At 41.2% G+C, this 21607-nt stretch carries 10 protein-coding genes; 5 read left to right on the top strand and 5 right to left on the bottom strand.

Going from position 1 to position 21607, the window contains the following annotated elements:
* The first annotated feature begins 92 nt into the window (after positions 1–92).
* Positions 93–4580 carry an EAL domain-containing protein gene (locus tag DS891_RS19680; protein ID WP_174170701.1) on the top strand — a complete coding sequence of 1496 codons (4488 nt, stop codon included), beginning with the start codon at positions 93–95 and terminating at the stop codon, positions 4578–4580.
* A 28-nt stretch (positions 4581–4608) separates the two neighbouring features.
* Here DS891_RS19680 and DS891_RS19675 read toward each other — a convergent pair whose 3' ends face one another.
* The 3 genes from DS891_RS19675 to DS891_RS19665 all read right to left on the bottom strand — a co-directional run bounded on the left by DS891_RS19675 (position 4609) and on the right by DS891_RS19665 (position 9392).
* Positions 4609–7392 carry a hybrid sensor histidine kinase/response regulator gene (locus DS891_RS19675; RefSeq protein WP_174170700.1) on the bottom strand — a complete coding sequence of 928 codons (2784 nt, stop codon included), beginning with the start codon at positions 7390–7392 and terminating at the stop codon, positions 4609–4611.
* A 117-nt stretch (positions 7393–7509) separates the two neighbouring features.
* The gene (locus DS891_RS19670; protein WP_010375246.1) at positions 7510–8400 is read right to left on the bottom strand and encodes a cation diffusion facilitator family transporter; all 891 of its coding nucleotides are present in this window, start codon (positions 8398–8400) and stop codon (positions 7510–7512) included.
* Between the two features lie 506 nt (positions 8401–8906).
* Positions 8907–9392 (bottom strand): GAF domain-containing protein, encoded by a 486-nt coding sequence (locus tag DS891_RS19665; protein WP_174170699.1) that lies wholly within the window; start codon positions 9390–9392, stop codon positions 8907–8909.
* A 74-nt stretch (positions 9393–9466) separates the two neighbouring features.
* On the opposite strand from DS891_RS19665, the gene DS891_RS19660 reads away from it, so the two are divergent.
* From DS891_RS19660 to DS891_RS19645, 4 genes are all read left to right on the top strand, one after another.
* Entirely contained in the window at positions 9467–14161 is a 4695-nt protein-coding gene (locus DS891_RS19660) for an ATP-binding protein (RefSeq protein ID WP_174170698.1), read from the top strand.
* A 29-nt stretch (positions 14162–14190) separates the two neighbouring features.
* Positions 14191–15396: an EAL domain-containing protein gene (locus DS891_RS19655; protein WP_174170697.1), complete on the top strand. Its 1206-nt coding sequence runs from the start codon at positions 14191–14193 to the stop codon at positions 15394–15396.
* A 46-nt stretch (positions 15397–15442) separates the two neighbouring features.
* A complete protein-coding gene (locus DS891_RS19650; protein WP_010607500.1) occupies positions 15443–16645 on the top strand; it encodes a response regulator in 1203 nt (400 codons plus the stop codon).
* Between the two features lie 166 nt (positions 16646–16811).
* Complete coding sequence (locus tag DS891_RS19645; RefSeq protein WP_233525275.1) at positions 16812–17690, top strand: GyrI-like domain-containing protein; 879 nt, start codon at positions 16812–16814, stop codon at positions 17688–17690.
* A 105-nt stretch (positions 17691–17795) separates the two neighbouring features.
* Here DS891_RS19645 and DS891_RS19640 read toward each other — a convergent pair whose 3' ends face one another.
* The gene (locus DS891_RS19640) at positions 17796–20207 is read right to left on the bottom strand and encodes a TonB-dependent siderophore receptor (RefSeq protein WP_010607498.1); all 2412 of its coding nucleotides are present in this window, start codon (positions 20205–20207) and stop codon (positions 17796–17798) included.
* Between the two features lie 267 nt (positions 20208–20474).
* Positions 20475–21377, bottom strand: coding sequence for a sulfite exporter TauE/SafE family protein (locus DS891_RS19635; RefSeq protein ID WP_174170696.1), 903 nt, complete (start codon positions 21375–21377; stop codon positions 20475–20477).
* Positions 21378–21607 lie beyond the last annotated feature (230 nt).

The following is a 21607-nucleotide window of genomic DNA, read 5'->3' as shown; positions in this document are numbered from 1 at the left end:
CGCTAACAGTTTTATTAGCGCGGATCAGCTTAGTTTGATTGGTAACATGTTGTTAAAGGACTAAATGAGATTGGATAGAGAAAGGTCTTTTAATGAAGCAAGCGCTATTGTGTTTTTTTATATTATTATCTTTGTGTTGCATAGTCGCGCCTAGCCACGCCCATAACTTCGGTCAATATACTTCTCGTTTCTCTGTTGAGGAGGGGTTAAGTCAATCAGCAATCACCGCCATCACACAAGATAAACATGGCTTTATTTGGATCGGTACTCTTCAAGGCTTAAACCGCTATGACGGCAATCAAATCGTTAGTATTGCAGCCTCTCAGGGTCTTGATGAGCAAGAAATAGTTGGGTTATTCAATATCTCGAATGACGAGTTACTGATCTCTACTGGTATCAGCGGTGCGTATTTACTGAATGTTGATGACTACACAGTTCAACAAATCTACGACGGTAAACGTCAAGACAACAACGCAGCTCCAAAACCCATCGCTACAGCCATTGCTCATCGAGAAAATATCATCTTCTCCATTGAAAGTGACCTCTACACATTAGATCGCGATACGTTAAAGTCAGAATTACTCACTCACTTCGCACCAAGTAGCTACATTCGCGCCATAAACGTTATCGGTAATTTTGTGATTATTGGTACAACGGAAGGTCTATTCACCTATTCTCTTGCGACCGGCAATGTAGAGCAAATAAATTACACAGATTCAAAGTCAGAACTCAGTCATGATGTTAAATTACTCAAACGCGACCCATCGTTGGGGTTACTCGTTGGTACTGTAGAAGGCTTATTTGTAATTCCAGTCAGTAATCAAACACTTGTTGCTTCAAAAAGCTATGAGCTTGTGCCTGAGAAAAATATTTGGGGACATCAAATCACTCCCTATGGCGAGTTTATTGCTACCGAACATGGATTGTTGCTTATTGATAGAAGAAAAAAAACCAGTTCAAAGGTGCTTTCCTTAACCGAGGGGCAATATCGTCTCACCAATCCCAGTATCACTAACCTTTACGCAGATAGAAACAATAACCTATGGATGGGCACGTATAATGATGGTGCATATTTATGGCCTTCAAGCTCGCTGCGCTTTACAACATTTATAAACACCCAAGACAGATTTGCCAATAACAATATCTGGTCGATTCACCCTACCAACAATAACACGGTACTCCTTGGTACGGATAACGGCATTAATGAGTTTGATTTGAGCACCCAGCAATTGAAATCCAGTTACCTGCAAAATAGAGACCCAAAAGCGCTGTACGGAGCAGATGCTGTATTCTCTATTTTTAATTCTTCATATTTCGACAAAAATACATTTCTTATACAAACAACTCAAGAGACCGCACTATTTAACACCGACACCAAACAGCTAAACCCAATTACGCTTGAAAATGGTGACAAACTTGAACCATATAGCTGGGGTATCGCTAAGTACTCAGAAAGTAAGTTTCCATTTATCAATAGCAACGGGTTTTATGAATATGATGCTGCCACTAGTACAGTGCGGGCATTAGAAGGACTGTCAAAGCAGCTGGCAGCGGCACAGAGCTTTTTGATCCTACCGCCTTTGGATACGACTAACGATGAATATTGGATAAGTACGGACATCAGTTTGGTCAAATATAATGAGTCAACAGATACCCTAACAACAATTTACAACAAATCGGATAAGCACTTGGTCTCCGCCGTTAATAGTTGGGTAGTAGATAGAGCTGGAACACTATGGTTGGCAACCTCAACCGAAGGTCTAGTCGGGATCAATAAAGATACTTACGCCGAAGAATACAAGCTAACCACTGAACAAGGTTTGATGAGTAATGCTATCTACAATCTCCAGTTAGATAGAGATGGAATGATTTGGGCCAGCAGTCAACGCGGCATGTTTAAATTTGATCCAATAAATAAAGTATTGGAAACCTTTGGAACGAATCAAGGCCTGCCGACGCTTGAGTTTAACGGAGGGGCAGCAGCAGCACTTGAATCTGGCAAGCTGATGTTCGGTACAGTCAACGGCTCTATCACTTTCGATCCGGAACAGTTTTCAGATGGCGCGGTTAAGCGCCGCCCACTACTGGTCACTCAAATGGATATTTTAAGCAGGGATCAAACCTACTTAGCACCTGATGCAATTTTGCAAGCATTTGATTTTAAGTTTGATGACATGGGCATTGAGCTACAGTTTTCTGATTTTGACTTCAATGCCAATCATCATATTCAATACCAAGCTTCTTTGCATGGTCCAAGTGCACTTATGTTTTCAAGCTTAAAACGAAACAAAGTATTTCTAAATCAATTACTCCCTGGTGATTATCAGTTAATCGTTGCACCGCGTTCGCTTGACGGTGATGACCTGAGCAACGCACTCAACTTGCGCTTTCATGTTGCTCACTCTCCATGGCGCTCGCCTGTTGCATTAATCTTATACAGTCTAAGTGCATTCGCGCTAATATCGCTCGTCGTTATTAAGCACAAACAGAAACAACGTCAGCTTGAAACTGCACTTAAAGCCGTTACGCATGCAGGAAGGCAAACGAAGCTGGCGTTGAAATCAACCAAAAGCGGCGTTTGGTCAGCAGATGTCGTTGCACGCCAAATCACACAGCAGCGCGCCGAAGCGCTTGGCTTTGAGAGTGATACTATGACGTTGCAAGAACACTATAACGCCATTCATCCGGATGATAGAGAAGTTGTCGAGCGTGCTTGGAAGAAATTTATTTCTAACCCGACCAAAGAGCAGCTTTCTCTATCTTATCGACTGCGCTGCACTGACAATAATTGGCACTGGTTTCACGACTTTGGCCAAGTCGCAGAGTTTGACGCACAAGGCAAAGCCACTGAACTACACGGTATTTATACCAATGTAACCACGCAAAAAGCGAACCAGATGCGCGCAAATATGCTGGGTGAGGCCTTCAGCCAAGTGAACGATTGGATTGTGATCTTAGACCCTAACTTACAGCCCATTTCGGTCAATAGTAGCTTCTGTAGAGCATTTCAACTACAGGAAAACGAAGCGTTAAACGACTTAACGACTGAGCGTTTTGTTAATGCCATCGGGCAAAAGAAGTTCCACGGTTTAATTGCAAATTTAAAATCTCTTGGACCAAATCAATATCTAAGACAGGAAGTTCAAGTTACAGACGGCTGGGATAAAGTGCATCCAGTTCAACTAAGCATTAGCGCGGTTTCCAAGGACAATGTGAATCTCCAATACTTCGTGGTCGTTGTTACCGATTTGACTGAGCAGAAAAAAGCCGAGAATGAACTTAGATATCTCGCCAATTTCGACGCTTTGACGGAGCTGCCGAATCGCAGCTTAATGCTACAGCACATTGAATTTGCGCTGTTTAACGCAAACAACACACAGCAAAGCTGTGCCCTACTCTTTATTGACTTAGATAAATTTAAACCAATTAATGATGCCTATGGACATCATATTGGCGATAAACTACTGGTCGCGATAACTAAGCGGATCAAAGAGCAAATTAACAATAATTGTATCTTAGCAAGGCAGAGTGGCGATGAGTTTCTTGTGCTAATTAAGTCCTTCCCTAGCATCGAATATGTGAGCGAGGTAGTCTCCCGCTTAGTGAAGCACATACCCGAACGTATCGAAATTGATGGGATCACCATGAGTGTATCTGCCAGTATTGGCGTTGCAGTTTACCCGTTTGATGCACCGGACTCAGAATCCTTAATCCGTAACGCGGATATCGCCATGATCCATGCAAAGCAATCGGGAAGAAATGCATTCAAGTTCTTTACTGAGACAATGAATGAAGAGATCAGTAAAAAGCTTCGGTTAGAAACCGCAATGAAAACGGCAGTTAAAGACGGTGAGTTTTTCAATCACTATCAGCCTATCATCAATACCACAACGGGTCAGCTTGCAGGCGTTGAGTTACTCATGCGTTGGCGCAATAATGACATGCTAATTCCTCCATGCGATTTTATTCCAATCGCTGAAGAAAGCGGCTTGATCGAAACCTTGACTGAGCAAGCGCTTATCAGAGCCTTAATAGAATTGCGTCCATTGTTTACACAAGAACCAGACTTTTATTTATCTCTTAATTTAAGCGCGGTACATATTTTACGCTCAGATATCGCACACCAGTTCACTGAGATTTTAAAAGCGCATGGTCTTACTAATCGTTGCTTAAGACTTGAAATCACCGAGTCAATTTTTATGTCTGATATGGTTAAGGCACGAGCAACTATCAACGAAATGAAGCGGGCTGATTTTATATTGCTACTCGACGACTTCGGCACTGGCTTTTCTTCACTCACGTATCTGAATGAGTTCCCTCTTGATATTATAAAGATTGACCAAGGGTTTGTACGCAATATGAACGCAAAACCCGCGAATAAATCTATCATTAGAACCATTTATTTATTGGCGCAAAGCTTAAACATGAAGTGTATTGCAGAAGGTGTCGAGACAGAATCTCAGCTTAATTATCTAAGAGACGTAGGCTGTGAATATATGCAAGGCTACCACTTCGCAAAGCCTATGGCGATTGACGATTTGCTCGCATTTTACGAACAGCATGAACGCTCACGAGCTTGATCGCGGGTTGGGTGGGCTAGCCTAAGCGTTAGCCCTTATCTTGCGTTTCACTATCAGGCAGTTCTGAGCGCTGCCATTCACTAAGCTTTTGATAAAGTTCGTTAATATCAATGGGTTTAGCAATAAAATCATCCATGCCTGCCTGGATACATTTTTGTTTATCTTCTTCGTAGGCGTTCGCTGTTATCGCAATAATATGTGGATTGCCGTATATATTTGGCTCGTTTCTGATTGCTTTGGTACAAGCAAAGCCGTCCATATTCGGCATTTGGCAATCCATTAAAACCAAGGCATAGTTTTTCGCCTTCATTGCAACTAAAGCTTCGACTCCGTCGTCCACTTTATCTAACAAGCAGTGCGTTTTCTCTAGCAACTTACCAACAACCACTTGGTTAATTTTATTGTCTTCTACCAATAGAACATCGAGGCCATTAAAATCAGGAGCCCCTACTTCTTGTTGCTCTCTCTTAACCCCCTGCCCTTTTGAAGCTGGAATATCTACATAGAATTTACTACCGAGCCCAAGTTCACTGTGAATGCTTATCTCGCCATGCATCGCTTCGACTAGTTTTTTAGAAATAGCTAAGCCAAGTCCGGTACCACCAAACTTTCTTGTGGTTGAAAGGTCTGCCTGAGTAAACTCATGGAACAACGTTTCCTGTTGCGCTTTTGAAATGCCAATTCCAGTGTCAGCAACAGTAAACTTTAACATCCCTCTCTCATAATGGACGGAAAGTGTTATGTGGCCTTTGTTGGTAAACTTTCCAGCATTGCTGAGTAAATTATTTACCACTTGTGACACGCGTAGTTCATCTAACTCAAGGTATGTAGGGAGTTCAGCCCCCTTCTCGTACTTAAACTCAACACCATATCTGACGTTAGAAATTTTGAAAATGCTGACCAGACTGTCGAGCATTTCTTGTAAATTCACTGCCCGGCGTTCTATTTTCAAAGCCCCCGCCTCAATTTTAGAATAATCCAAAATATCATTGAGGATAAGCATCAGGTTCTTTGCCGACTGCCGTATAATTGTTATTTGGTCTGCCATCTCATTACTAAGACTTTGCTCTCTGATCAAGCTATCCGACATACCGATAATTCCATTTAACGGCGTTCTAATTTCATGACTCATATTGGCGAGGAACCGGCTCTTGGAATGATTAGCAGCGTTAGCGGCTTCTACGGCTTTGGTTAGCTCTTCCGTTTTCTCAGCAACTTGTTGCTCTAACTCACGATTGAAGTCGGTAAGCTTACGGTTAAGTCTTTCGTTTTCTAGGCTGGCTTGGTTTTGTTTTGTAAAACTCAGTGTTAGCTTAAAAGCCAGCTGATTGAACTGCTGCTGCAACTCAATTATTTCTAGAAAGCTGCTGTCTGCATTCGCCGAATTTTCGATTAAAGTTGAAGGTTCGTAAGCACGAATATCATGACTGAGCGCCACAATTGGACGCACCAACAATCGCGTGAGCTGACGGACAAAAATAGAGCTCAATATAATAATCGCAAGCGCAAGTCCCAATGCATCTGACCAAGCTTCAGCAGCAACTAAGTTAAGATATTTACGGTCGAGCATAGTGATAACTGACCATTCATATTGTTTAGATAACGCAGCCTGTTTAAATAAGATTTGCTCGGTAGAATCTTCAAAAGTTGAGGATTCCTTATCAAATAAGGCTTGCAACACCACATCACTTGGCATATCTAGGGTTTTAAATTCGGTCTTTAACGAGCTATAGACAACCCTTTTGTGTTTATCCAACACAATCAAATTAGCATCTTCAGCAAGAATTTTTGGAATAAAGCGTTCAAATGAACCAAATATTAAAGACCCTTCCACAATCCCCCTAAACTCTTCAGCGATAAAGATTGGTGCTGAAATTGCGACAATAGGCGCTTCATCAAAACCACGTCCTTGAAATATGCCTGAAACAAATCCTTCTGGGTATTCGGGAGCTTTAATAAAGTAGTCTCTATCTGACACATTGGCGTTTGTTCCCTTCATCGTCTCAGCAAAATGCTGCGGATAAAGGTGAGTAACATTAGCATCTTTGTCCGCAACAATCGCGGTTCTAAAATTAGCATGAGTTTTTAGCAACCGCTCAATAACATAATCAGCATCAATCCCTAAGGATACATCCGTTGCGGATATCACCATCGCGCGACGGTATGCATCAAGGTAGTCATCAATTTGAGCGACTATAGAACCGGAGGCTTCTTCAAGCTGTGTTTTTATCTCTGCTTCAATTCTTTTATAGTAATTGTTTGTCAGCACGACGGTTGTCATTAATACAACTAAAACGACAACAAGGTTGACGGTAGAATTCAGAATTTGATTGAGCGGCATCCCTTGCCATTTGCTGCGAGTAAAGAAAAAGCTCAGCAAGTCGACCACAGCGAGGCAAATACCAGCGTTGATTAGGTACTTAGCAAGTGCAGTGAATATAACGAGTAACGGCAGTTCGAGGGCAAAATAGCCAAAAATAAATAATGCAGGTAACCCCAACAAAATCCAATAAACGATACCCCGAACAAAAAATGGCTTGGCGAAACGGACGCAGACAAAGTGAAGCCACAACACTTCGAAGAAAAAAACCACAGAAGGCCAAGCATGCTCCCATCGATACCAAATAAAACCGGCACCTATAATCACAGCGATGATGGCATAGCGCCATCCGCATAGCAGCAGGATAAATAATACAAACAGCTGGCCAAAAAGGAATTCAGAACTATCCAAAAACCAAATTGGCAACAGATTGGCCAGCCCGCCAAGTACACCTAAGACTAAAGTTATGATGAGCGCTTGCTTTTGATTCAAATGTTACATCACCGGTTTTTGATACTGCCTATGTATAACAATAAAAAATATTTTAAAACCTGCCAAGGTAGTGCAACAAATAACTAAAAAATATATCACACATTGGGTTTATTTTCCCTAATGATGAGGGCAGTCATGGCTCTCTATTTGTAGCACACTACTCAGCACATTAAAGGACTTTTTCAACGCTTCTTCCACTTCCACGCGACACGCTGAATCATGAGATTCGATAGTACAGTGATGCTTTAATACCACATGTGCACCAACGACAACCGCCCCATCAATTTTGCTAACCGTAATATTATGGGCGCTTTCAACATGCTCCGTAGACACAATCGTTCTCTCAACTTCTTGAACCGTAGGTAAAACTTCTGGGGGTGTAGCAAGTCCTTTAAGACAAGCAATTATCACCTTAATTCCTGTGAACAATACAAAGACAGAAATCAGCATGCTCGAGAGAATATCAACCACCTCCCAGCCTGTGAGGTGTATAATCACACCTGCGATAAATGTCGATATGGTGGACAGTAAATCAAAAAATGAGTGCAAGAAAACAGCATAGACGTTAATACTGTCTTTACGGCCTTTGTACAGCACCCAAGCGGAGGCCCCATGAAACAAAAACCCAATTGCAGCAATCATAGACATTAAATAGCTATTCACCTCTAGGTCATGACCGCCCGCATGATGAGACAATCGCTCACTCCCTTCGAGCAAGATAATTACCGCAATTGAAAGGTAGAGAATGCCATTGATAAGTCCACCGGTATATTCAGCACGCTTGTAACCATCGTTATATGTTTTAGCAAGATAAACTGCCACACTTGACGCTATCAACGCGATAAATAAAGAACTATTGTGCACAAACAAGTGTCCAGCATCAGCTAACACAGCGAGAGAATTAGCGTAATAAGCACCAATAACTTGAATGATCATAAAAGAGCAAGTGATTGCAAGCGCAATCAATAATCTTCGGCGAGAAGCTTGATGCGTAGTGATATCTGTCATGAAATGAGTCGTGTACCTAATTTAATATAAGATGCTACGTACAACCACAGCATAAGATGGAGCCACTTGACTAAATGCACCTCACCTTATCTTTTTATACCGTGTAGGAAAAAGCTGTGATTCAAAAATACAGAAATAAATCTAGAAATATACGTAGTTAACCTGAGCTTAGGATAATTAATGCCTTTCTAGCAGCCAACTTTAGCGCTAACTACGTTGAATTCACTTCCAATAGCCAGCTATTGGTGCGCAAATTCGCCTAGTTATCATCAAAACTCTCTGGCTAGATAAGGTAGTAATTTAATGTTACTTTAGAAACAATGAGTTACCTCATTCCTCATCTAAACCTCAGGTTAGTTATCGTTTAAACATTGCCCTAAATGGCAATGATATACAGTCTCAATTGTAACGTTTCCACGAGCTAAATGCACTAACATTTGCGGCTGTAACGGCCGACTTTATAGAAAATTTTGACACCCATCGCTTTTACTTGCGGTAAAGTACAATTAGATTTTTTCCAACTGAGTCACAACGTCGGTTGCGATTTGCTTTAATATTTCACAATCAGCTTCACTCAACTCTCGGGGTTCTATATCGATAACACATACGGTCCCAACGCGAAAACCGCTGGACAATATGATAGGAGCACCAGCGTAAAATCGAATATGAGGGGCATTTAACACCAAAGGGTTATCCATAAAGCGAGGATCTTCGAGCGTATCATGAACCACAAATACCGTGTCTTCTAATATTGCATGACCACAAAATGAAACATCGCGAGACGTTTGCTCAGCATCCAATCCAAAGCGAGATTTAAACCATTGCCTGTTCTTGTCAACAAGACTCACCAATGCAATTGGAGCATCAAAAACATGGGCAGTAAATTGAGTAATTCGGTCCAATTCAAGTGTTGGTTTTGTATCGAGTATCTCAAGCTCCCTAAGCGCATGTAACCTAGCAGGTTCGTTTTTAGGTACCTCAGGGATTTTCATAATCTACTTACTTAATTAGACAGTGTTTATATTTCTACTATAGTTTGTTTTGTGAGATAACGCAGGTGGCAAATGTGAGCAAGTATTTTAAAATAATCTCCCTAACTCTTTTTTCCCTAGTCTGCTTAAGTGGTTTTTACCTTGAAATTAACGAGTTTAATAAAAATCGTGTAGTTCACCAGAGTCTGACTTTATACTACAACAACCTTTCCGCCCTAGATAAAGCGATTGAAGTGATCTTTAGTCTGCAACGTGAACGCGGCATGTCTACGGGGTTTAAGTCCGAAGAAGAACACGACGCGCGACTACTTGCATATTATCAGGAAACGGACGAAAAAATAATAAGACTCACTGCTGAAAAACTCACGAGCATTAATAACTTCGATCAGTTTCAATTGACCATAAAAGACGATATACAAACACTGAGAAAGCTCAATAGACAGGCAAATATCAACCACGAGCAACTATTTCTTCGCTACACAATTTTGATTAATCACTTAATCGATACAGTCCGAACCATACAAACTGAGCAGTCCTTCATCCATAATTTTGGTAGCAATGAGAATAGAACACAGTACCAGAATATTCACACACTTATCAGAGCAATTGAGTTAGGGGGCAGACTCAGAGCTAAGATCAGCCGATACCTAACGGCAGATGAAAAGGCCACTAGATTAAGTGCAATGAGAAGCGCACTACAATACTACGCCACTCATGTCACACTGATGGACAGCCTCAAAGATAATCAAAATACCCTACAGCTATACAATGCTGCTACGGCGTCTAGAGAGTATGACTATGTCACCTCAGCCCTAAACCGCTTTAGCCGTGGAGCTGAAGCCAACTTACCACACTATGTGTGGTGGGATAACAGTACTGCCTATTTGAACCTGCTCGCTAGTGGTAGCTTGAATTTGCTTGAATATATGAAAGACTCTGCTGCTGCATCTATGCAAAAGTCACAAGAGCGAGCTCAAACCTCACTCATTATCTCTTTAACCATTGCGCTGCTTTATATCATTTTAATTTGCCTATTGATTAGAGCGTTTACCGAATTAAAAATATATAAAACGGCACCGCTTAGAACACAAACTGCACAGCTCATTGTGATATTTTCGTCAGTACTTGCCGTGCTATTTGTGGAACATTTTGCAAGTCAAAAGCAGCTATTATATCTCTCTGAAGTGCAAACTCTTAGGCAGCTAAACAACCACTCATTGGAGCGTATCAACCACCTTAAAACGCTATGGTATAAGCCACATATAGAAAGCCTTAGATATGCTAGTATTAGCACCAATGCCGATCTCGCTAAACCATCTCAGTTGCAAACGCTAGCCGTGAATAATCTTAATAACACTCCGTATGTAGACAAAAGCCAGATCGCGTCGTTTTATTCTCAATATCAAGAAAGTCTGCACCGAGGAGGGGTAGTTACACAAATCATAAAAGGTAATGATGGTCACCGTATATTGATTATGACGGGTCTTGGGCTATCCGATAAGGGGCTGACGGACACACTGTATTGGTACGAAGTTCAGCTGGATGTCTTACTTGGCAGCCTAGAACTCAGCCTTGATACTCGCCTAGAAAACGCATCGGGTTACTACACTATGCAGGAAGTCGAGGCGATTAAAATTAGCGGCACGCATACTCCACTAAGTCAATTACTGCTTACTAATAATATTGACCAAACCGACTTTCTAAGTGCAAAAATCTGGGATCAAGAACTTCAAGTGGGTGCTTATGCTTATTCACGTGAAGCGTTTAATCAAGATCTCTTCTACACCATAGAAATTAAGTTTATCTGGCAGGTGTTGTCATTAGTTGCATTTTGCTTATTTGGTTTAGCAATTAGCTATCGCGCCCAACAAAAAGCAAAATTAGACAAGCAAGCTGCAAAAGACGCGATTCAAAAGCGCCAAACTTTATTGAATTCATCTGAGAAGCTTGCCGCCATCGGCAGTTTTGAGGTGGCTGTTGGACAACACTTAGCACATACCTCTGAAGGCTTTAGGACACTGTTTAACTTAACTCCCGAACTTGAGTACCATAATTTAAAACCAATTATAAAATTACTCGATAGTGACAATAGGAAGAAGTTACAATCAAACTTACGTTCCTTAACTCACGATCAATCTAGTGAATTTCAATTAACAATAAGCGACGAGTCTTCAACTAGATATCTAAATGTCATTTTCAATTTAAAATACTACTCAAGTGAAAATTCGCAGTTTGTTGTCGGGGTCGTAAAAGATGTAACGAATCAAGTTAATGAAAGCAATCGCCAAAAGAGAATACAAAAAGAACTCGTCGCCGCGAGAAAAGCGGCCCTAGAAAAAATGCATGAAGCGGATGTGGAAAGAATGTCAGCTCAGCATTTACTCAAAGTCCAAAAATCTACAGAAAAGCTGCTTCAAGAAGCCATTGATTCATTTCCAGCATTTATCCTGCTAATTGATGAAAACCAGCATATAGCTATGCTAAATCAGTTTAACGAACACATTAAAAGAACTAATTACAACGAATACCAATTCATGGGAAGCTCTCTCAACAAAGGTTCTGACGTTATAGCATTTATTACCCAACTGCCAATGACAGACAACAGCGAATTACTGTCCATGTTAGAAGAGGCAAAAGACAAAGAGCAGTATCAAGCACTAACGACGTGCCAGTATGTTAGTGAAGATACCCTGTACTGGTTCAACGTGTTAGTGAAAAATATCACCACAGATTCTGGGAAATACACCCTCATCTATCAGAATGATATTACTAAAAGCATCAACTTTTCTGCAGAGCTTGAGCAAGCTCGCATAAAAGCAGAGCAAGCAAGTGAAGCAAAGTCTCGCTTCCTCGCAACAATGAGTCACGAGATAAGAACGCCGATGAATGGCGTGGTGGGCATGCTGGACATTCTCGCCCAGTCTAACCTTGATCACGAGCAATCTCACCTCACCAAAGTCGCAAAAAGCTCAGCATTAGTACTACTTCGAATAATTAACGACATATTAGACTTTTCAAAAATCGAAGCGGGGAAAATGCAACTTGAATCTACGCCATTTAGCTGGCAAGAAATTATTAGAGAACTCGCGGAGCTCCTTGCATATCAAGCGGACTCTAAAAAGCTCAAGCTTGCCTTTTATCTTTCGCCACAGTTACCTAATTGGCAATTAGGAGATCCAGTTAGACTGCGCCAAATTTTATTAAACCTAATCGGTAACGCGTTAAAATTCACCAAAACTACTGCAACCGCCGCTGGCTTTGTAGAAGTGACTATTGGGCGCTCTCCCGATGATGGTTATATGGAAATTAGCGTGAAAGACAATGGTAAAGGTATGTCCGAAGAACAAGTAGAAAACCTTTTTAAACCATTTGTTCAAGCAGATAGCAGTATTCAACGCCAATATGGCGGCACCGGACTGGGCCTTTCCATTACCCACAAACTTGTAGCCATGATGGAAGGGGAAATTGACTGTAGAAGCCTCGAGGGTTTTGGCAGTAACTTTATTATTACTCTGCCATACTGTGAAGTGCCAAAACAAACCCGTGATATTAGCTTAACCTTAGACAGACTAAAAATTGCTGTGGTGGGCGACGAGGACAAATTTGAAAAAGACCTGCAAAATCAACTGCGCATCTATGAAGCCCAATGTGAAATATTCCCTCGAGAACTGTTTAACGCGCAACTGATTGATAGTCAACAATTTGATTATCTCGTTATCACTGCAGAAGCCTTCCAACAACTCACTACAGAAGGAAAAGAAGTTTTCATCGCGGAAAGCGAGTGCAAGTATATTTTACTAGACAATAATCAGGATAAGCTTCCGCATGCAAACAATATCAACGTCTCAAACCTCGCGCTATATCCTTATTACGCTTATAAAGTCGTTTCACACATTGCCACCTTAGAAGGGCTAATTGACAGTGAATCAACAAGTGACGACAGCGAGACTAAATCTAAGGCACTACCCACAATTAATGATGCCCAAGCACTAAACAAGCTTATCTTAGTCGTCGAGGACAATGTTTATAATCAGGATTTATTCAAAAGACAGCTAGCTCTGCTAGGCTATCAGTGCATTATTGCCGACAATGGTAAAGTTGCCTTGCAGCTACTCGAACAGTATCACTTTTCGCTTATTATTTCAGACTGCCATATGCCTGTGATGGATGGCTATGAATTCGCAAAACAACGTCGCGAGCATGAACGTGAACGCAATCTAGAGCACATTCCTATCATTGCTGCAACGGCTAATGCGTTAGACGGTGAGAAAGATATTTGCTTTAACGCCGGGATGGACGATTACGTTGCAAAGCCCATTGTCTTGCAGAAATTAAACAAAAAGCTAAAAAAATGGTTTTCGAGCAACATTCCAACAAACAGCCCAGAAGCAGAGCATGCCTCTTCATTGATTGAGGAACTAGATGCGCCAACCAGACATATCGACTTGGTGATACTCAGTGAATATGTAGGTACAGATAAAGAGTTACAGAGTATTTTCTTAAGAAGCTTTGTCGACGACACGAAAAAACTGTTACAAGGGGTAGACCTAGAACATCCTGAAAGTGTCAAGAATATTGCACATCAAGGGAAAACCTCGGCGAAGGCTGTCGGCGCAACACAACTCTCTGAAAAAATGGCAGAACTTGAACATGCAGCAGGTGAAGGTAAGCAGATAAAAATTGAAAATTTATTGAATCAATGTTTGATGCTTTTTGATAATGCACAAGCTGAAATCGCTTCTATACTTAATGTGGAAGATCTCACGTAACACGTGCTAAAAATTCAGGTCTAGTATGTATGATAAATGAAAAGCACCTTATTATTGCGATTGATGATAGCGAGCTTATTCTCACACAGTTGCAATTGTTGATTTCTAACCAGACACCGTGCGCCTTTAAAGGGTTTAACAGCGGGCTGTCTGCATTAGAAAGTCAAGAACTCCATCAAGCTTCCCTTATTTTACTTGATATCAACATGCCGCAAATGGATGGCGTAGAGATATTACGGAAATTTGCCGAACTAAGTATCCAAGCACCTATCGCTTTGCTAAGTGGTGAAAAAGGTCTATTTATCAAAAATACCGCTGCACTGGCAGAGCTTCATGGCCTCACCATTATATCTAGTTTAGAAAAGCCACTTTCTGCAACTAAGCTAAAAGAACTTTACAGTCAGCTTCAGTCTCAAAATACATCCACAAAGTCCCAACACGCTCTACAAAACTATAGTAAAGATGAGATCTATGAGGGATTATTGCGAGAAGAGTTTTGTGCGTATTTTCAACCTAAAGTCGCAAGTTCATCCGGTGCAATCATTGGCGCAGAAGTGCTTGCAAGATGGCATCATAGTACCGGTGGCACTGTGCCTCCTTCACAGTTTATCGCGACAATGGAAGAGAACGAATTAATTCACCTGCTATCCTATAGCCTGTTGAAACAAACCTTGTCCTTGCTTAGCTATAATCGAGATATTCTTAAAGCGCTTCAATTCAGCATTAATTTGAGCGTGAAAGAGCTAGAAGACATAAAACTCCCAGAAAAACTCGAGTCTATTTGCGAAGAGTATTGCACCCCCACCTCTCAAATCACGCTAGAGTTAACTGAGAGTCACTTGTTAGATAACATCAAGCGTGCGCTTGATGTGTTGCTGCGTTTAAAACTTAAAGGCTTTAAGCTGTCAATTGACGACTTTGGTACAGAGTATTCTTCTATTAAGCAGCTCAACGAGTTACCGTTTGATGAACTCAAAATCGATAGATGCTTTGTTGATGGCTGTTCAACGCAACCAAACAAACGCGTCATTATCGCGAGCACCTGTGAGATGGCTCACCAACTTGGACTAGAGGTCGTCGCTGAGGGTGTCGAAGAGATTGAGGACCTAGTCGTTGTACAAAGTTACGAAGTAGAATCGGTTCAAGGCTATTATTACTACCCACCTTGTACCCCGTCGGAGTTTTTGCAAACTGTCTCTGAATCCGCATTGCAAAAGTCTCATTCTAGTAAATAATTAAATTTAATAGGCTTTGATATACTCTCATAGTTAGAGGGAATCTATGCATAAAAAAGACGTTGAACACGCACAACGACATCCAAAAGTGATTATTATTTGCGACGATCCTGCAGAAATGACTGGCGTTGTTGATATTGTTGCTTCTCAAGTCAATGAATACCGTACTCTCACTAGTCATAAAGAAGTAGCTGAAGTGCTAACTGAGTCTCCACCAGATGTCATTGTTATTGCTCGAAAGACAGTCGCAAAAAGCGTCGAAATCTATAGTTTGCTCGCCAAGCATGGCTTACTTAACTATGCTCATGAAAATATTTTACTGTGTGAAAACAAAGAGTCAGGCGTGGCCTTTCGATGTTGTATGAAAGGTATTTTTACCGATTATTTTGTCTACAAACCGATGTATGAGAACTACCGATTTCGTATGATCTTACATAATGCTTTGGTTCGTACGGAAGGCACGTCTGAGGTTGCTAAAATCAGAGAGGAGCATTTTGGTCGCATAGATGACAAGCTAAAGCAATTGATTGATGATGCAGCTTTGTATCATCAAAAAGCGGATGAAACGCTACAAACGGTAAGACGTAATCTCGACAATGAAAAAGGGATTAATAAAGTTCAAGATGACTTGCTAAATGAATTAAAACAAAAACACTTATCGCCACTGCTGGATGAACTAGAACACCAATTGGCAGATAGCGTTCATGAATTAACAAAAAGATTGAAAGATAAACAATTCTCTATCGCTGAGCTTACAGCATTGCTGAGCGAAAAAGACAACTCTAAGTGCGCGCAATTAGCGCAAAATGTATTGCCAGTAGGTGATACCGGTGAGGTTGATGTTAGCGAACCAAAAGCGCTTGAAACCAAGCAAGAAGAAGTAAAAATAATGGTAGTGGAAGACAACGAAATTTATCGTGAGATGATAGCCAAGATCCTACGTGATGAGGGGTATAAAGTAGACTGTGAAACCAGCGGGTTAGGTGCTATAAAAACATTGAGAAAACATAAATTCACCATGGTATTTATGGACTTATTTATGCCAGAGCTTGATGGCTACAATACAACCAAAAATATTCGCAATATTCCACATTGTAAAAAACTTCCTATCATTGCGCTAACCAGCAATAAAAACAAAGATATAATCAGAAAGTGGGCGTCTTTGGGGCTCACTGGGTACATCACCAAACCGTCTACCAAATCATCTATTTTAAAAGCTGTGGAAAAAGCACTTACGGAAAACCAATAAGTTGCGTAAAGTACAAATCAGCAAACATTATCAAATCGAGTTCTGCCATGATAAGCCATATCAACTCTGACGTAAGTTTCGGAGTTGTAATACCAATTCGCCTAATTAAGTGATCTATTTTGAGGTGAATTGGTAAAAGTGGCCGCATAAACCAACAATGAAGTGAATGATGACTAGAAAAGCAACAACCCTGAGCCAATACACTACTCGCTTAAATATTGTTATTGATTACATCTATAACAATATTAATCGCGAACTTGATGTGATCACGCTTGCTGATCAATGCCATATGTCGACTTATCACTTTCACCGTGTTTATCGCTCAATCGCTGGGGAAACCATCAATGCAACCGTAAGAAGAATGCGACTACATGTTGCTGCAGGTATGTTAATTCGCACCCAAGACTCCATTGCAAAGGTGGCTGAGCAGACCGGTTATGCAAGTATTGAAGCGTTTAGCCGAGCATTTTCTCAACGATATAAGCAACCACCTAGCCTATTTCGCCAACATGAACAGGCCAAGGCAAAAGGCTGTGCGGCCGAGTTTTATATCATTAAGGTAGAAGAGGATTCGAATATGTTTAATGTAGAAATAGGCAGTAATGAGCAAATGACGTTAATCGGACTTGAGCACCATGGCGATTACATGCAAATCGGTCAAGCATTTGAAAAATTAAACGTACTGGCGCAGCAACAAGGCTTATTAGGTGCGGATACGCGTTTCTTTGGTGTATATTTTGACGACCCAAAAACCGTCGAGGAAAGCAAACTAAAATCAATGGCAACAATTTTAGTGCCAAAGACAACCGCATCTCTCCCAGAGGGGCTTTGTGAATTCGCCATTCCATCGGGCAAAACAGCTAGCCTACTTTACCAAGGTGACTATGCTTCTCTTGAAACGCCTTACGAGTACCTGTTTGGACAATGGTTACCTAACAGTGAGTTCGAACCTGCCGATGTGCCTGTTATCGAAGAATACTTAAATGATGTTAGAGATACACCACCACACGAGCTTCTCACTCGTATCACTTGTTACATTAAATAACTGATTTTTATCCTGTTCAGGGGTTAACTAATCTAAACGCGACTAAGCATCGACTGCTTAGAAATAATAAGGAGGGACTTCCCTCCTTATTTATTTGCGAACCAATTAGAACCTATAGTTAAAGCTCAATTTAGCATTTCGCTCGTTGCCAGGCGTGCCACCTAAGAACAATGCTTTACTGTAATAACGCTCGTCAGTTAGGTTTTCAAGGTTTAGCTGAATATCGAACTGCTCAGCATCGAACTTAATTGCAGCATCCCAGCGAGTATAACCATCAATAGTTGCCGTAGGCAGGCCGAAAGAAACAGAATTAATTGTTCGTTCACTCTCATAGTTAATTCCAAGACTGTACTCTAGAGTCCCTCCAAACCAATTAGCTGGCTGGGTATACTTCACCCACGTGCTGGCAAACTTTTTCGGTACCCCTTTCATTTGACCTGAGCGTTCATTCGAACGGATCTCAACAGCATCTTGATAAGTCGCGTTCATATTCACACTGATTTGGTCGTTCAATGCTAAATTTAAGTCAAGCTCTACACCTTTTGACTCATCTTCATCATCGAAGAAATAGCGTGGAACGCTGACATTGTAGTCGTCACCTGGCTGCTCGTTATACTCAGGATTGTTATACATTAGGTTTGTGCGTTTAGTTTCGAACCACACTAATGAGCCCAATAAATCTTCATCAAAGGCAGTAAAACGCACACCAATATCTAACGTTTCAGATTCAGAGTCAGGTCTGTTTTTACGATTTGCATCAGCTTCATTTTCTAGACTACCCAGTACACTGTATGCAGTACGACCTTTTGCCATATTTACAAAAGCAGAAAGCTGAGAGGTCACTTGATAATTCAAGCCAATATTATACGTCATACCTGCATCATCCGTGTCCAGCTCTTCACTCTCTTCTGGTGAACGATCAGTACCTAAATGCTGATATTTTTGTTCAACGCTAGTATATGCAAGACCAGCACGAGCAGTTAGTGCATCAGTGATATACACCACTTCTTGTGCACTAATGCCATACGCCGTAAGCGTTTTATCGTAGTTACTACGTAGCGATGGGTCATAATCCTCGAATTCGCCTGTTGGCCAGTTTGGACTGCGAATGTCTAAGATATATGGAATTGAACCTTTACCATCGGCATCATATGCAGACCAACTTTTTAAGCGCATATCACGATTTTCATAGTTAACGCTGACTAAATGCTCACCGCTCAAAGAAGCCATATCCCAAGTTAACTGTAAATCAGCAAAGTACTGCCAAGTTTTTTCGCTGGCAACTTGACGGCGATACTCTTGACGGCGAGCCGCATAAGGATATAGCACATCATCAATCACAAGCGGAGCTCTTGGGTTTGCATTGATCACACCATTGCGCTCCCAATAAACATAATTGTAAGCACCTGTTTGGCGAACAAAATCAGAATCATAGCTACGCCATAATACCTGCTGGGTTAGCTTCGAGTTGCGATTTAAGTACCAATCGTGACGAAGCTTTATCCGTAACTCTTCACCTTCATTAGGACGAGATAAAGGAGAAATCAGATTCCCATCGCCAAGATTGAAAGGCTTTAGGCCATCGCCAATACGAATTGACTCAGCAAGTTGCGCGCGCTGTTCATCATTCAGCTGTACACCTAACCACTTACCTTTCTCAGCATCATATTGTGGGTCATTTGGCAAGCGATCAGCTGTAACCAGTCCTGGTTGCCCAGTAATGCTATCCCAGTTAATAATCCGTACCGGATCGCCAATTGAATCTACTTGTTGCGAATCATCAATATAGGCCGCTGAAAGTAAAAATGAGTGCTCGCTGCTTGGGTCGAAACGTAAGCTTGCATAGATTTCGTCCCTATTAGATTCTAGATCTCGATAGCCGTCGCTACGCTCATGGTTTGCAACAACACGGTAGGCAAGCTTGTCAGTAATTGCATCTGTAAAATCAACGCCCAAACCATAAGTATTCCATGCGCCCACTTTACCGTTAATTGAGAGCGCTTGTTCAAACTGTGGCTTTTTCTCAACTAAGTTAACTACACCACCTGCAGCACCAATACCATAAAGGCCTGTAGCAGGACCTTTTAACACTTCAATACTTTCGATATTGGTTAAGGAGCGTGTTGGGTTAAAGCTGTTCCCTAAGTCAGCACCACCATACATACCATCGTAGGTATAGTTTACGCCTAGGCCACGAACCATTAGTGAATCACCAATGCCGTAGTTATTACCGGCCTGAGACAAACCACTTACGTTGCGTAGTGCTTCTTGTAAAGTCGCTGCGCTTTGCGAATCTAGTAGCTCTTTGTCAACAACAACAACCGCGGCGGGGGTCTGCATAAGATCCATATTGGACTTAGTTGCAGTTCCAGATTGCAAAATAATTTTATTATGTTTGCCATAAACACTGATTTTTTCTATGTCTTCAGAAGCAAAAGCCGTTGTGCTTGCACCTAGTAAAGCCAACTTAACCGCAACGCATGAGGCGGAAAGAACAGAAGAGCGAGAGTATTGCATTTTTAACTCCAAACTACGCAATTGGATAGTGGTGAAATAAGCCAAATACCTATTTCAGAAAATAATTTATCAGAGAGGGGGCGAAGTTTAGCAAAACAATAGTAATGATAACAACTATCATTTACATTTTAAAAATGTAATGTTTTTTGCAATACACGAAAAGATGATAATAAAGTGTAACAGATGGATATTTTTATTTAGCGAGCGTAATCTAACTTCGTTATTTGCTCGCTTCGCGGCTTACCCAATTTTGTAAACCGCGTTAGATTAAAACAATCCTAGCAGCGTCGGATATAACTCATAACAGGTAAAGCTCACTTCAAGCCCAATCAAGACTAAAAGAAAACTGACCAGATGCCCCACTTTTACTTTTGAACAAACATAAGCGCCTAATGGAGCACCAACGACCACAATCGGTATTGCCGCTAGCAAATAGCCATTTATTTCACTGCTGATCGTATTGAGGTGCCACGCATTAATGCTACTTCCAATCAATGAGGTAAACGTCATCACCACGACGGAGGTTGCAGTCGCCTTTTTCACATCTGCATTATAAGCAATCACCAACAAGGCAAAGAGTGCAATATCTGCACCCGACCCTACTAATCCACTCCCTATACCTCCGATTAACGCTACGGCCATAAAGCGTAGCATTTTAGGTTGGATAAACTCACTGCTAGGTTGATGATGTGCCTTACGCCACCATCTCAAAATCAGTGTTAGTGCAAAGCAGAGCAACAAAAAACTAAAAATAGACTTAACGAGGAGCCTTGGTGCCAGAGGCGCGATATACAATAGGCTGAGCGTTACACCAAGCGCAGCCATTGGCAACGCCATTAAAATAACGTTTTTATATACCGGAATACGGCGACAGAAAATAGTAATGGTCGCCGCTGTCATACCAAAACTTTGTATCGCGAGAGAAAATACCTTGGCCGTAGCGGGATCTATGTCTAATAATTTAGTCATCACAGGAAAGGCGACGGCGCCACCGCCTAATGCCGTTCCACCTGCCACAAACGATCCCAACGCCATGGTCAGCGCAATATGGGATTCACTGATAATTTGACCAAGTGCTTGATAAAAGCCTTGTACCCAGATCAACGTAGCGTACACACCCAGTGTAAAAAATAAGGGCCACATCGTCGGTTTTGTTATTCGTTGCAACATTATTCATCCATTACTCAAAGAGCCTTTCCTTATTGATACCCGTTACCATACTCATCTAGTATTTGAGCGAACGCAATTAAACATGATGAATACACTTTTTTCAAATTAAATTTACATTAAAAGTGAATACACCTGAATGCAATAAACACATCCTCAATAGTTGAAACGCACGCCTATCTCCCTTATTATAACTATAAATAATTACTTATTACTTTTTGTTATATCGGTAA

The organism is Pseudoalteromonas sp. JC28, from assembly GCF_013319255.1.
Lineage (GTDB): Bacteria > Pseudomonadota > Gammaproteobacteria > Enterobacterales > Alteromonadaceae > Pseudoalteromonas.
The sequence above is the reverse complement of the archived record's forward strand: the minus strand, read 5'-3'. Positions and strand labels throughout refer to the sequence as shown.